This is a genomic window from Fulvivirga sp., assembly GCF_040220315.1.
Lineage (GTDB): Bacteria > Bacteroidota > Bacteroidia > Cytophagales > Cyclobacteriaceae > Fulvivirga.
In genome coordinates this window covers 1-13,208 of sequence record NZ_JAVJUY010000153.1, presented here as the reverse complement: position 1 = coordinate 13,208, position 13,208 = coordinate 1, and the positions used below count along the sequence as shown (strand labels likewise).

Here is a 13,208-nt window from a genome sequence, read left to right as displayed (position 1 = left end):
AGAGTTTGCAGTTTATTTTAGGATATTTCTATGTGCCAATATGGGTGCGGTAAGGACACTAAAAACAAGGTAAGCGAGTCCGGCCCATACGTTAAGTATTGAAATAATAATTAGTCCTTGGGCTAAATAGAATAAAGGAAAAACAAAGACCCCAAAGCAAAATTTAAATGTTGCTATCATAACGGGGTCTTTTATTGTTTTATAGAGTCTATTCCACAGTAATAATGGAATTAGACTGTTCATACTCAATACATTAGCCAGAAACATTTTTCCTCTACTTTTTGTATTATAGGATGCCATTGAATTGGTATGATCGATATTTTCTACGGCCAAATTTGTTTCAAATGGATTAAGAAAATCAGCACCATTCGCTTTAAGCTGACTTAATATCTTCTCATAGTTATCAGTGTCTTCAATATGAACAATTAAGTTTTTCATTTTTGCGCTCACTGCTGCTTTGAGCTTTACACTGTCAGAATTAAAGTTGCCGGTATAAAAATCTTTCACATGAATAGCTTTCCCAAAATATAGACTTACACTACCTCGAAAATTTTGATGTGCTGAGTAGTTGATACCAACAGGCATAATCGTTAATTCTGTTTGGTATTTTTCAACTGTTCCAAGGGCAATACGTGTAAACCCTTTACTTAATGGGCGAAGCCTCCTTTTCAAATCATGATTTCCCTCTGGAAAAATCCCAATACAATATCCGTTATTCAGTAAATCAAAACACTGCTCAAAAATTGCATTGTTTTGATTTACCGTGCTAATACCATCGCGAATTCGAAATACCGGAAGCATTTTTAGTCGCTCTAATAGATATTGAACGAGTTTATTTTTAAAGGCATCTGCACGTGTTAGAAAATACGTTTGGCGCCTGTTATTAGTGGCAATGAGTAGAGCATCAACTAACGCATTTTGGTGGTTGGCTACAAATAGAATAGGTCCATTTTCAGGGATGTTCTTTTGATTAACGACTATAATTCTTTTAAAGAAATAGTGCAGCCCTAGTGCTATATAAGCCTTCAGTAAATTATAAAACATTATGCTGTTAGACATAAGGGTTTGAAAGACCAGAAAGTAGCCAGGGTTAAGCCTGAAATGATGTGCCATATTCCCCACCAGGCAGTAATCATGGCCATTCCGCCCAACCCATCAAAAAAAGTAAAGATTAGCACCAACCCTAATCCCGAATTCTGGATGCCGGTTTCAATGGTAATAGATCGTCTATCGGTTAATGAAAGCTGAAACAAGCCAGAATAAAAATAAGCGCCTAAAAAGGCCAACGCGTTGTGAGCGAATACTAAATAAACAATATACTGGAAGTAGCTCATGAATATTTCTTTGTTTTTGAAAAAAGCAACACTCACAAAGACAATAAAAATGAGGATAGAAAAAGGCTTGATCACCACTTTGATTTTCTCAGTCAATGTTGGTAGGTAATGATTAAACGAAATACCCAATAAAAGAGGTAAGCCAAGTATAAAGGTTACAGTAAAGGCAACGTCATATATTGAAATACTAAAGGTTTTTAGTAATTCCTTTGTAGGCTCATAGGTAGAAGCTAATAAAGTAAAAATTATAGGTGTAAACAGGATAGCCAAAATAGTAGTACAAGCAGTTAGGCTTACTGATAGGGCTATGTTGCCTTTGGCCATTGACGACATGAAATTAGAAATGTTTCCACCTGGGCAAGCGGCCACCAGCATCATCCCGAGTGCTAAACTTGGTATAGGTTCTGTTATAACTATTAGAATTAATGTGAGCACAGGCAGCAATATCAATTGCGATGACAGACCTATAAATATGGGTTTAGGGTTCTTGAACAACGCCTGAAAGTCGGCCAAACAAATGTCCAATGCCACACCAAACATGATGATGGCTAGGCAAATGTTTAATAGCCAAAGCGAGTCCTGATCAAATGCGATATGTACTGAGTCGAGTGACAGAATGATAATTTCTGCTAGCCAATATACATTTTAAAATTTCAAAATATACGTCTATTGAGCTGAGAATATGACTCCAAGCAACTTTTTCCCATAAAATCGGGTTTCTTTTTTAATAAAAGTTATTAAATTTTGTATTACAAATGAGTGGTAGCAATATGAAAACAGTGGAAACTACTTTCAAATTAACCTATACGCCTGAGCAATATGAGAAAGCCGTTGAATACATTGAGGATATGAAAAGACATCCGAAAAGAGTGTTTTGGCAAGGCAAAGAAGGCAAAAGTGACGAAGAGCTAATCTATTCACACATTGCCCACAGAATATTAAGCGGATTCTATAATAACTATGATCCTTCTTTTGCTCGAAGACAAATTGTTGATATGGTTAACAGGCAATCGGCCTAAAACTTAATACCCATATTTAAGGCGAAGTAATCATTCTTAAGGGTGAGTTCCCCACCAAGCCCATCCACTTGCTCGCTTACGGCATTTACTAGTCCTCGATGATAAGATAGGCCTCCATATAATATTGTGCTGGTGCCTACCTGATATTCTAGCCCCAGGCCCGCCAAAAGTGTAAAATCAAAGAATCGAAAATCTTCAACCAACACATACTCATCTTTATCGGCCTCTTCTTTAATATTAAAATCAAACGTGCCACCAAATTGAAAGTAAACCCTTTTATCCAATGACACTTCATTTGTGAATAATTTCATGGTTGCAGGTATTTGCACATACTGCAAGTTATATTCCTCTGTTGATGCTGGACTATTACCGGCCTGACCTTCAAAACCGGCTCTCTTAGAGCAGAATAATACCCCCGTACTTACGTAGTAGTGCTCTGTAATGGCAAAATCTGCGATAGGACCAAATGATACTTTTAATGCAGTACCATCACTACCAATACTTTCTGTATCAGATTCATAGTCCACACGGTTTGCCGACAATACAGGCGAAAATTGAAACCCTAATTTAAATTGGCTATAACTTTTTACAGAAAACAGAAGTACGAACAATAGCAATGCAAATTTTCTCATAAGAGGATAATTTTTGGTTATTTAGCGCAGTTATTTATTTCAATGTTAAGCAAAGTAAACGAATAGTTTGATGAACAGAAACTTATGGTTAGTTAGTGCCCTTATTGGTTTATTTCTTGGCTCATGCGATAGTAACGATAAAGGCGAGTGTGTATTTCAACCATCGTTAAATGAAACTGTTTCAATTGAAATTGAACAGCTCGAAGATGTGCTTCTTGACATTCAATCAAAGGATTCTTTGGTGCGTTTTTTAAATGATCACCCGATTATTACCAATTACTTTTTAAGAAGAAGTAGTTACCCCAACGATTCTATAATGATGGAAACATTGCTAAGAAAATATGCCAATCCACATATAGATACATTGCAGATGGAAATAGATAGGGTGTTTGGGGATTTAAGTCAATTGAAAGAAGACTTGAATACGGCTTTTAGTCATTTAAAATATTACTACCCGGATGCTAGAATACCAAAAGTAAAAACGGTGGCAACTGGATTAGATTTTGATCTGTATGTTTCTGATTCACTTATCGTAATCGGCCTTGATTATTACCTCGGGCAAGGCGGAAAGTACAGGCCAATCAATATGTACCAATATATTTTAAAGCGATATGCTCCAGAATACATTGTGCCATCTATCATGCTTTTGAATGGTATTGCACCGGAATACAATGGCACTTCTGTGAAAGATAAAACCATTTTGGCAGATATGATATCTTATGGCAAGTCATTCTACTTTGCCAAGCATATGATGCCCTGCACACCTGACAGTGTAATAATCTGGTACACCAATAAGGAAATTGTAGGCTCAAGAAAAAATATCGATATCATCTGGACGCACTTTGTGGAAAATGAATTGCTTTATGAAACCAACCACATGGTGAAAAAGAAATACATAGATGATAGGCCTAAAACGTATGAAATTGGAGATGAAGCCCCAGGCAGAATAGGTACCTGGTTAGGTTGGCAGATAGTTAGAAAATATATGGAAGAACATCCGGATGTAACCCTTGCAGAAATGATGCTTATGGAAAGCCCTCAACAATTGTTCAAAGAATCGAAATTTAAGCCTGATAAAGGTGGCATTTTCTAGGATTCTTTACCCTGATAAAGGGCTTCAATTTTAAGACGGTCTTCCTCTGGAATAGACATATCATTCATTTTTTTAAAGGCGTCAGCTGGTGAGTTGATGTCATATTTAAGTAGCACGTTGTTTTCTCGTTCTTCCTTCTTTTTTGCCCTGATTATGAAGAACAAAGCTATTTGAAGCACCAACACCGCTGAAACTACACCAATAAGCAGATACATAATAATTTATAATTTAGAGGTTAAGTTTATTTACGATGACATTCGGGGAAAAGGTTATAGATTTTTATAAAAAGTTAGAACGTCCAACAGGTTTACCAGATGGAGTAGAAATACTTGATCCATTTGCTGATGATCAGGTAAAATCAATTGTTGAGCAATTCAATCAAAAATTTTTCAATGATACTGAACCAAGAACTTTTCTGATTGGGATAAATCCTGGAAGGCTGGGCGGAGGTACAACGGGCATACCATTCACTGATCCTATAAGGTTGAGCGAAATGTTGGGTATTGCTAACCACTTTGACAAGAAACAAGAACTCTCCTCCAACTTTGTATATCAAATGATAGAATGGCTTGGTGGTGTGGAGTTCTTCTATTCAAAGTTCTATTTTACATCGGCTTGTCCGGTAGGTTTTATGAAGGAAGGCAAAAACCTTAACTATTACGACATTAATGAACTTCAGCAGGCACTTGATAAATACAATGTTAAGCAATTAAAAAAGCAGGTAAGCTTTGGTGCAAATGATATTGCCTACAGTATTGGTCAGGGTAAGAATGTGGCATATCTCAAACAGCTTAACAAAAAGTACAAATTCTTTAAAGAAATTAGGCCGCTGCCTCACCCGCGCTGGGTAATGCAATACAGGTTGAAACGTTTAGACGAATTTCTTGATCTATACAAAAAAGAGTTGTTGGGTTAAAGTACAAATCTGTAAGTGTACTTGATCAGGAATACGTTGTTCGGGTACTTGTCGAATAACGAGTTATACAAATGATCAAATGAATAGCGATTAGTGGACGGTGATTCATCCCTACTTTGTGTCCAGACCAAGAACAACGTTGAGCCGGGTATATATTCCCATCTTAAAACCATATTCGATTGAAATTGAGCGAAATTGAAATTGGGGTTGTCGATTGAATAGTCGGTAACACCATCACCATTTTCATCGATACTAATTTCATCAGCATCCTCTGCCATGGATGTATTAAGCACCTGAAATCTATCTCGGTATTCTGATGCGCTGCCATTGGTTATTTGCTTAAAGTTGGAATACTTGCCAGATGCCGCAAATGGCTGCCCCCAATATTGAACAGATAAATTAGGAGTAATCACATAAGTCACTCGTAGGGATACATTGTAAATGGTTTGATCAATATTGGCTACCAAATAGCGCTCGGTGTTGTTTAATTCTTTTGTAGTAACATATTGCAATTCATTGGATGACCAGCTTACACTTCCAGTGATGTTCACATTCAAGGCATTTGTTGGCCGTAATGTCAACCTCGACCACCAACCATTAGTAGATCGGAAATTTTGATCTGACCACCGCCACCAGGGGTTAAGTTCAAACCTTATTTTTTTACGATTATCGGTAGCAGCCCAAATCCAATAAGAAGATGAATTAGGATAGACAATGCTTGGCCCACCTCTTAAATCAGCATTTGAAGCAGTAAATAACTCAGTATGGCCACCCGTGCCAACCTCCCAGTAGTTCTTTAACTGAAAGTAAGAATCAAACTCTAGCCGCCTGTCCAGTAAATTATGTCCGAAATCCCAGGTTTGTATTGGCCTGGCATCTATTCGCATGGTTCTAAAGAGGTTTGTAGGCTTAATGATGCGGTATCGGATCCACGACCTATTGGTTATCTGATCTGTTTGAGATAAAAACCCAACATCATTGATTTCAAAACCCGGTGAATTCCATGAAAGGCCTGAACTAAACAATAGTTTGCCACTTCTTTTTCCAAACTCTATGGTTCCGGATGTTCCACTTAAAGTGTTTCTGGCAGAATCTACATTCCTATAGTTATTATCAGTACGTTGATAGAAACGCTCTGATGATTCCTGCAATCTCGTGATAGACTCAAAGGAGCCATCTACTTTGCTGGCTGCAATTTTACCTGCAACAGAATATTTTCTATTATTAAAAAAGTGCGTTATATCCAGTCCACCACTAAATGCGTTATCCACCAAATCATAAGTATTCTCCTCGTTTTTTCTGTTTACACTCGTCACCATTCCACCAAAAACAGTTTGGCCTTCATTTAAATCTTGCTGAACCCTGCCGATTAAGTAGTTCGTGCCTGGCTCAATAGTTTCTTCCCTTTTCACTCCCAGGCTATCGATTTCCGCCCTTTCCCTATGGGTGATAGACTCCAGAATACCCCATGAAAATCCGTTCTTGTTCTTGCCCGTGAGCTTCATCGATGTGAGAATCCTCGAATTCTTTGATGCATCTACAAACTCCTCCACATCATCATCGCCACTTTCATCAGTATCAACCCTAATCTGTGGTCTGCGGCCGATTCTTCGGGAGTAGAAGAGGTTGTCAAAATTAGTGCTGGTTGGGAACGTAAGAATGTTGTTACCTTCAATAAAAAAGGGGCGCTGTTCAGGAAAGAACAATTGAAATGCAGATAAGTTTACCTGAGAAGGATCCGCCTCTACCTGTCCAAAATCCGGGTTGATGGTTAAGTCTAATGTGATATCACTGGTAATACCGATTTTAGCATCAACCCCCACTTCAATATCAGAACTTTTGCCTGTAGCATAGGGGTTTCCGTCTTCCTTTAAATGTCGCTCAGTTTTGGCCACCACATAAGGTTGGATTTCTAATTGCTTTTGAGGCTTAACCCCTTTTATATTTCTCAGCTCACCAAAATGGTGCACCCACCCAACCGCATCTATTGCAACTGGCTCCCACAACGACCATTCGTCCTTTCTAAAGAAGTATCTTGAAAGTTGCATGCCCCAAACATGCTCTGGCTTATTCGCAAAGCGTAATTGGCTTAATGGTATTTTCATTTCAGCCACCCAACCCAGATCATCGATACTGGTTTCCAGATACCAAATGGGGTCCCACTTTTCATCCCAGTTATCCCCATTATTAGATACGTATTCTTCGCCCTTAACACCTGATGACGAGGCTGTAAAAGAAAAAGCTGTTCTCTTATCATAGTAGCTATCAAACATTACAGACACACGGTCGCCATCAAACCCATCACGTCTCGAAAGTCGGCTCACAATTTTAGATGGATCGGGGTCATAGCATCTTATGGCTATGTATAGGTTTTTAGAATCGTATAGTATTTTGAATTTGGTTTGAGCGGATGGGTCTGCACCATCGTTGGGAGATCTTTGAATGAAGTTACCGCCACCCCACTTGGCCTGTTCCCATGAGTCCTCCGAAATTAATCCATCTATTCTTGGAGCCTCACCAACTACACGAGTGGTGTTGTAGAAATTTACAGGTGCATCGGCTTGTCCATAGAGGATAATAGAAATACATGACAATATGATGCCGACTATTGCTTTCTTCATTGGGTTGATTGAGTTATAAGTGTATTACTCGATATAGAATGCGCGAGTTATCGTTATTCGACAGACGGCATGCATGCATTTACAAATGGATTACTCATTCATATGATCGGTATACGATGTAACTACTAGAAAAGAGGCGTTAGAATGTTATAATGGCAGTTTTTTCTCTTTCTATTTTAAGAAACGCGATTAACTGTTAAGCCCACAAGTGTAAAGATCAGGCCCATACCACCTAAAATTGCTTCCAACAGCCATCGATCGGTAAAGGTGTTTACCAACACACGTGTTGGGTTTTCTGGATCAACATACAGTGTTACTACTTCACCAACATAATAACTCGGGGGGCTACTAGAAGTAATAGAATAGTAATGATAGATGCTTTCATTAACCTTATATTCAAAAACGGGCTGAGCGGGATTGCTGATGACCTTACCATTTAATTCAATACCATTACCTGCCAACTTATAATCTGTTGAAGCATCTACTATAGCAAAGCCAAGCATGATTAAGCCGATTACAGCGAAAATACCGCCAATACGTTTGCCCATTCGGTCTTTACGGGTTTTGGGTGTAAAACTTGGGCTTTTAAATTCAGATGGATCCATTTCTGCTGCAACATGTTCAGCAAGAATCTTAGCTTCTTTTAATCCAATGTTAAATGTTTCCCTTAACCATTTAATGGCTTCAATTTTTCTGCCTTCAGTTAGAAGTTCTTTTACTTTCTGTTTTTGATCTTCAGTAACAGCCATAGCTTAAAATTAAGGTAATTCCTTACTATTCGGAATTTGGATGCGCTAATTTTATGCTATGAATTTTCATACAAGAAAGTGGGTAAAGCCCGAAGACTTAAATCCAAATGCCAGCTTATTTGGAGGTAGCTTATTAAAATGGATTGATGAAGAAGCCGCTATTTACGCCATTATTCAGTTGGAGAATCACAGGTGTGTCACAAAATTTATTTCGGAGATAAATTTTGTGAGCTCGGCCAAACAAGGAGATATTATTGAGTTGGGCATGGAGGCCACAAATTTTGGTAATACGTCACTCACCATAAAATGTGAAGTAAGAAATAAGCTCACTCATAAAACCATATTGGCCATTGATAGAATTGTTTTTGTGAGCCTGGATGAGCAGGGTAACCCGAAACCTCATGGCAAAACCGAAGTTACCTATGTAAAAGATCGCCTAGGAAAAGATTAATCAGTGAGTTTTGTATCATGCACTTCTAAAATCAAACCAGAGCCATAAGCAGAAGCTGGTGTTTGAAATCCCGTCTTAAAATTTTCATCCAGTATTTTCTTAGCAATTAATACCGATGTGCTGGCTGTGAGTGTATAACCATTAGGTGTATTAAGCCTTGCTTCGACACTTTCATTACCTATGGAAACTTTACCCCATAGATACATTTTTCCTTTCTCACGTTTTTCATCGCTTGGGCCGGCAGGCTTTTTATCAATCTGCTTTTGCAGATAGTTTTTAACAAAGCGCAGCTTTAACAGCGGCCTGAACCAGGCCATTGTTTTTACTTGTTTTATCTGCTTTTCATGTGAACCCATAAATACTTCAATATTGGGAATGCCTGTGCTGAAGTAGGCTGATGAAATATCTCCCCATGAAATACCTAAAGATATCTGTTCAAACTCGCCATAATTAATGTTAGCAGTGGATATGGAAGAACTTACTAATTTCCCATTCTTTCTAACAGTTTGTCCTTCATGAGAATTTTCTACCATAGTCTTGGCCGTGCCCCTGGACAGTCCACCACCAAGACCTGTAAAGGCCAATATTAGATCAGTAGCTGTCGGTAATTTGGCTTTTAGGTGATTGGCCAGGCAATCTGATGGTACTACATCAAACCCAGCACCAGGTAAAAGCATAACACCTGCCGCTTCAGCTTTAGCTGACATGGCTTTAAAATCTTCAAAAACCTGGAACTCGCCTGTAATATCTAAATAGTGTGTTTTATTTTTAATACAAGCCTCCGCCACTTGTTTAGCAGTATGGATAAATGGTCCTGCACAATGGATGATTACTTTATGATTTGCCAAGGCAGCATTTAGCTTATCTTCCTCACTCAAATCAAAAACCAAATAGTCGAGTTTGGTTTCCTCGGCCTGCCTTTTAACAGCATTCTCATTTCTTCCTGCCAAAGTGGGCTTTAGCCCTTTAGTTAAGGCCTCTTCAACAATCAGTTTTCCTGTATAGCCGTAAGAGCCATAAATAAGTAAGTCTTTCATCCTAGTCTGATATCATCTGATAGTTCGTTGGGATTGCCCGCTGGTTTAGATACACCAGACGCCTCAAGCAGTTCTCCACATTTATTTATACCATTAATAATGCCCGAGGTAGGGTCATTTTTTTTTATTCCTTCAATTATTAGTTGAACAACTTCATTCCATTTTTCAGAATTTACTTTTTTGTTAATTCCTGAGTCCCCCAATACATCTACCATATGTTCAAAATGGCTTATCAAAATTAAAATACCCGTTCTGTTTTCAGTATTAAAAACTTCATGGGTTAAGAATTCTCTAACGGCTCGTTCCTCAACCTTTTGCTGCATGATTTCCGATGAGGTAAATATTTTTTTCACAACATCAAGACTTTTTGAAAGCAGATAACCTAGACCACTAACAACTACTCCAAACAAACTGACTTCCCAAGGTGTAACCACAAACGGCAAGTGCCAATTGAATGATAATACAGCGGCAACACCAAGCCCTAATAAACCAAAGGCAATGGCGGCTCTTAAATTACTTTCCTCATAATCGTCTGAAGCAGCGACAAAAAAAGGAACAATTTCGCCAGAGGTTTTTGACTCAGCATTTTGTACAGCCTTTTTGATGGCCTCTTTTTGTTCTTCTGTAAATGTGAATTGCTTAGCCATATATTAATTTCTAATTACCAACTTCCTGAAGCGCCACCGCCACCGAAGCTTCCTCCGCCCCCACTAAATCCTCCACCACCGCTGAAGCCTCCGCCCCCGCTTCCACCAAAACCTCCTCCGTAATAGCCGCCTCTTCCTCCACGACCAGAAACTGAAGAAAATATTAAGTAAAAAAATGAGACAGCAATAGCAGCTCCAATATTTAAAAGTATTATTCCAGCAATAAATGCCAATCCAACTCCCAGACCTTTACTTTTGGTTTTACCAAGTTTTTTTGTTGTGGCAGCAGATAGAATCATTGCTGCGAAGAAAATAACAAAGAACCAACCGGACCCGCCATCATTATCAGAACTGTATGTTTTTGTTGGTTCGGGAAGTTCTTCTCCAGCAATTAATCCAGCCAAGGCATTCACTCCATCACTTATTCCTGTATAAAAATCTCCCTGTTTAAATGAGGGCTTTATATACTCTTCAATAATTCTTTTCGATTGTAAATCTGTAATAGCTCCTTCTAGGCCATAACCAACCTCAATTCTTAATTTTCTATCATTTTTAGCTATCAATAAAATAACACCATCATCGACACCTTCTCTACCAATTTTCCACTTTTCAGCAACGCGAATGGAATAATCTTCAATTGGTTCTGGGCCTGTTGTAGGTACAATTAAAACTGCAATCTGACTTCCTTTTTGTTCTTCTAAAGTTTTTAAATTCTCTTCAAGAGCCTGCTTCTCATTTGAACTAAGTGTGTTAGTTAAATCCGTAACTCGCGCCCATAGTTCTGGGACTTGCTGAATGTCTTGCGTCTGAGCTATGAAGCTGAGCAATAGTAAGACAAGAAGTATGAATGGGAATTTAGATTTAATCATCTTTTGTAGTTGATTATAAACTTAACAAATAATCGTTAAATTCAGGAATCTAAAAATATCTCTTCTATGGCTAAAAAGAAATTATTAGTGCTTACCGGAGGTGGAGACTGTCCTGGTCTCAATGCAGTAATAAGAGGCATTGTTAAACGAGCTAACAATGAGTCTGATTGGGAAGTTGTTGGAAGCATAGAAGCTTTCAATGGTGTGTTAAGTTCACCTCAAAGGTTAATGCCTTTAAATAATGAGACAACAGCAGGCATACATGTAAAAGGAGGCACAATATTAAAGACAACGAACAAGGGCAACCCTTTAGAATTTGCTATTGAAAAACCAGACGGCACTATTGATATTGCAGACCGCTCAGATGAATTAATAGAAAAAATAAAAAAACTTGGAGTTGAAGCGGTGGTAAATATTGGAGGAGATGGTTCACAAAGAATTTCTCAAAAACTTTTTGAAAAAGGACTCAATATTATTGGAGTTCCAAAAACAATAGATAATGACCTTTCAGCAACTGATTTTACTTTCGGTTTTCGTACGGCCGTTCAAATAGCAACAGACAGTTTCGATAAATTGGTTACTACGGCAGAAAGTCATCATCGAGTGATGATTATGGAGGTGATGGGCCGTGATGCTGGATGGATTGCCTTACACACTGCGATTGCAGGAGGGGCAGAAGTGTGTTTGATTCCAGAAATCCCTTATGATATTGATAAAGTTGTTCAGAAGATTAATGATAGATATGAAGATGGGAGAGGCTTTGTAAATATTGTTATTGCAGAAGGAGCTAAATCTAAAGGAGGGCCAGTAACAGGACAAAAAAGTGATGAAGCAGGCTATGAAAACCTAAGGTTAAGAGGAGTAGCTTTTGTTTTATCTGAGCAGTTGAAAAAAGCGGGTTGCAAGGCAGACATTAGAGAAACTGTGCTGGGTCATGTGCAAAGAGGTGGAACGCCAATAGCGTTCGATAGAATTCTAGCCACTATGTTTGGCGTAAAGGCTATGGAAATGGTATTAAACAAGGAATTTGGGAGAATGGCATCCTATCGAAATAACAAAATAACCTCAGTAAGCATTAAAGAAGCTATTAGCGCTTACAATTTGGTTGATAAAAATTCATTTATGGTTCAGGCATCTAGAGGAATGGGTATATCCTTTGGTGATTAACTATGCGTTTTGCTCAATTAATAATCGGTTTTATAGTACTATTCTCAGGTTACACTGAGGCACAAGAATCGCTGCAATTAAATGGGCAGGAGGAAATAGATTTAAACCTGCACTTTCATTATTTTATTGATGATTCAGGGAAACTATCTAAAGAAGAAGTTGAAACTAAAAACTTTAAGCCAGTACCAGAATCTGGTTTGAGAACCAATGCTTCTGATGCTGTTGTATGGTTAAAGTTGGATGTTACTAATCGTTCACGAGGTCATCAAAATTACTATTTGCAGTTCATAGACCCTACCATCTATGAGCTCACTATGTATCATGAAGAACAGTCTTTTCAATCAGGAATGGGTGTGCGGCCATCAGAACGATTTATTAACAGCCACAAACACACGTTTTTTCTTAAGCATGAGCCACAATTAAATAAGCAGTATTTTTTAAGGGCTACTTCCGCTATTAAAATAACATTAGACGCTAAGCTTATCCGGTATGATGTCTATAATGAACAACTAAGTAAAGAGCGGTTTTTTCTGGGGCTTTTTTACGGAGGAATGATCATCCTTTTCGTTTATAGCATCATTTTATTGATAACCACGAGGCAACGAATGTTTGCTTATTATGCCGGCTACATATTTTTTGTAGGGCTATTAACAGGCGCAGGTGATGGCATAAC

General features: G+C 38.2%; 15 protein-coding genes. 6 read left to right on the top strand and 9 right to left on the bottom strand.

Features of this window, described 5'->3' with window-relative positions; all coding sequences use genetic code 11:
- Positions 1-12 precede the first annotated feature (12 nt).
- Both RLO81_RS07375 and RLO81_RS07370 read right to left on the bottom strand, forming a co-directional pair.
- Positions 13-1,059, bottom strand: coding sequence for a lysophospholipid acyltransferase family protein (locus RLO81_RS07375; RefSeq protein ID WP_350109413.1), 1,047 nt, complete (start codon positions 1,057-1,059; stop codon positions 13-15).
- On the bottom strand, positions 1,044-1,892 hold the full coding sequence (locus RLO81_RS07370) for a bile acid:sodium symporter family protein (protein WP_350109466.1): 849 nt from the start codon (positions 1,890-1,892) through the stop codon (positions 1,044-1,046). The genes RLO81_RS07375 and RLO81_RS07370 overlap by 16 nt, the downstream gene beginning before the upstream one ends.
- A gap of 212 nt (positions 1,893-2,104) precedes the next feature.
- Here RLO81_RS07370 and RLO81_RS07365 point away from each other — a divergent pair, with 212 nt between their 5' ends.
- Entirely contained in the window at positions 2,105-2,353 is a 249-nt protein-coding gene (locus RLO81_RS07365) for a hypothetical protein (RefSeq protein ID WP_350109411.1), read from the top strand.
- Here the strand turns inward: RLO81_RS07365 and RLO81_RS07360 are convergent.
- Positions 2,350-2,985 carry a porin family protein gene (locus RLO81_RS07360; RefSeq protein ID WP_350109409.1) on the bottom strand — a complete coding sequence of 212 codons (636 nt, stop codon included), beginning with the start codon at positions 2,983-2,985 and terminating at the stop codon, positions 2,350-2,352. The two genes, RLO81_RS07365 and RLO81_RS07360, sit on opposite strands and share 4 nt — an antisense overlap.
- A gap of 70 nt (positions 2,986-3,055) precedes the next feature.
- Here RLO81_RS07360 and gldB point away from each other — a divergent pair, with 70 nt between their 5' ends.
- Complete coding sequence (gene gldB / locus RLO81_RS07355; RefSeq protein WP_350109407.1) at positions 3,056-4,078, top strand: gliding motility lipoprotein GldB; 1,023 nt, start codon at positions 3,056-3,058, stop codon at positions 4,076-4,078.
- Here the strand turns inward: gldB and RLO81_RS07350 are convergent.
- The gene (locus RLO81_RS07350) at positions 4,075-4,293 is read right to left on the bottom strand and encodes a hypothetical protein (RefSeq protein WP_350109405.1); all 219 of its coding nucleotides are present in this window, start codon (positions 4,291-4,293) and stop codon (positions 4,075-4,077) included. The two genes, gldB and RLO81_RS07350, sit on opposite strands and share 4 nt — an antisense overlap.
- A gap of 35 nt (positions 4,294-4,328) precedes the next feature.
- On the opposite strand from RLO81_RS07350, the gene RLO81_RS07345 reads away from it, so the two are divergent.
- Entirely contained in the window at positions 4,329-4,994 is a 666-nt protein-coding gene (locus tag RLO81_RS07345; RefSeq protein ID WP_350109402.1) for a uracil-DNA glycosylase family protein, read from the top strand.
- Here RLO81_RS07345 and RLO81_RS07340 read toward each other — a convergent pair.
- On the bottom strand, positions 4,991-7,615 hold the full coding sequence (locus RLO81_RS07340) for a DUF5916 domain-containing protein (RefSeq protein WP_350109400.1): 2,625 nt from the start codon (positions 7,613-7,615) through the stop codon (positions 4,991-4,993). The two genes, RLO81_RS07345 and RLO81_RS07340, sit on opposite strands and share 4 nt — an antisense overlap.
- 176 nt (positions 7,616-7,791) lie before the next feature.
- Positions 7,792-8,364 carry a DUF3592 domain-containing protein gene (locus RLO81_RS07335; RefSeq protein ID WP_350109398.1) on the bottom strand — a complete coding sequence of 191 codons (573 nt, stop codon included), beginning with the start codon at positions 8,362-8,364 and terminating at the stop codon, positions 7,792-7,794.
- A 58-nt stretch (positions 8,365-8,422) separates the two neighbouring features.
- Here RLO81_RS07335 and RLO81_RS07330 point away from each other — a divergent pair, with 58 nt between their 5' ends.
- Positions 8,423-8,815: an acyl-CoA thioesterase gene (locus tag RLO81_RS07330; protein ID WP_350109395.1), complete on the top strand. Its 393-nt coding sequence runs from the start codon at positions 8,423-8,425 to the stop codon at positions 8,813-8,815.
- Here RLO81_RS07330 and RLO81_RS07325 read toward each other — a convergent pair.
- Genes RLO81_RS07325 through RLO81_RS07315 form a run of 3 tightly spaced genes read right to left on the bottom strand, consistent with a single transcriptional unit; the run spans position 8,812 to position 11,368 of the window.
- Positions 8,812-9,852, bottom strand: coding sequence for a saccharopine dehydrogenase family protein (locus RLO81_RS07325; protein WP_350109393.1), 1,041 nt, complete (start codon positions 9,850-9,852; stop codon positions 8,812-8,814). The two genes, RLO81_RS07330 and RLO81_RS07325, sit on opposite strands and share 4 nt — an antisense overlap.
- Positions 9,849-10,499, bottom strand: a complete 651-nt coding sequence (locus RLO81_RS07320) for a TPM domain-containing protein (RefSeq protein WP_350109390.1) — start codon at positions 10,497-10,499, stop codon at positions 9,849-9,851. Before RLO81_RS07320 ends, RLO81_RS07325 begins: the two co-directional genes overlap by 4 nt.
- Positions 10,500-10,513: 14 nt before the next feature.
- The gene (locus RLO81_RS07315; protein ID WP_350109388.1) at positions 10,514-11,368 is read right to left on the bottom strand and encodes a TPM domain-containing protein; all 855 of its coding nucleotides are present in this window, start codon (positions 11,366-11,368) and stop codon (positions 10,514-10,516) included.
- Positions 11,369-11,434: 66 nt separating this feature from the next.
- Here RLO81_RS07315 and RLO81_RS07310 point away from each other — a divergent pair, with 66 nt between their 5' ends.
- Positions 11,435-12,535: a 6-phosphofructokinase gene (locus RLO81_RS07310; RefSeq protein WP_350109385.1), complete on the top strand. Its 1,101-nt coding sequence runs from the start codon at positions 11,435-11,437 to the stop codon at positions 12,533-12,535.
- 2 nt (positions 12,536-12,537) lie between these two features.
- Positions 12,538-13,208: 7TMR-DISM family protein (locus RLO81_RS07305; protein ID WP_350109382.1), on the top strand; the 671-nt coding region annotated here is incomplete at its 3' end.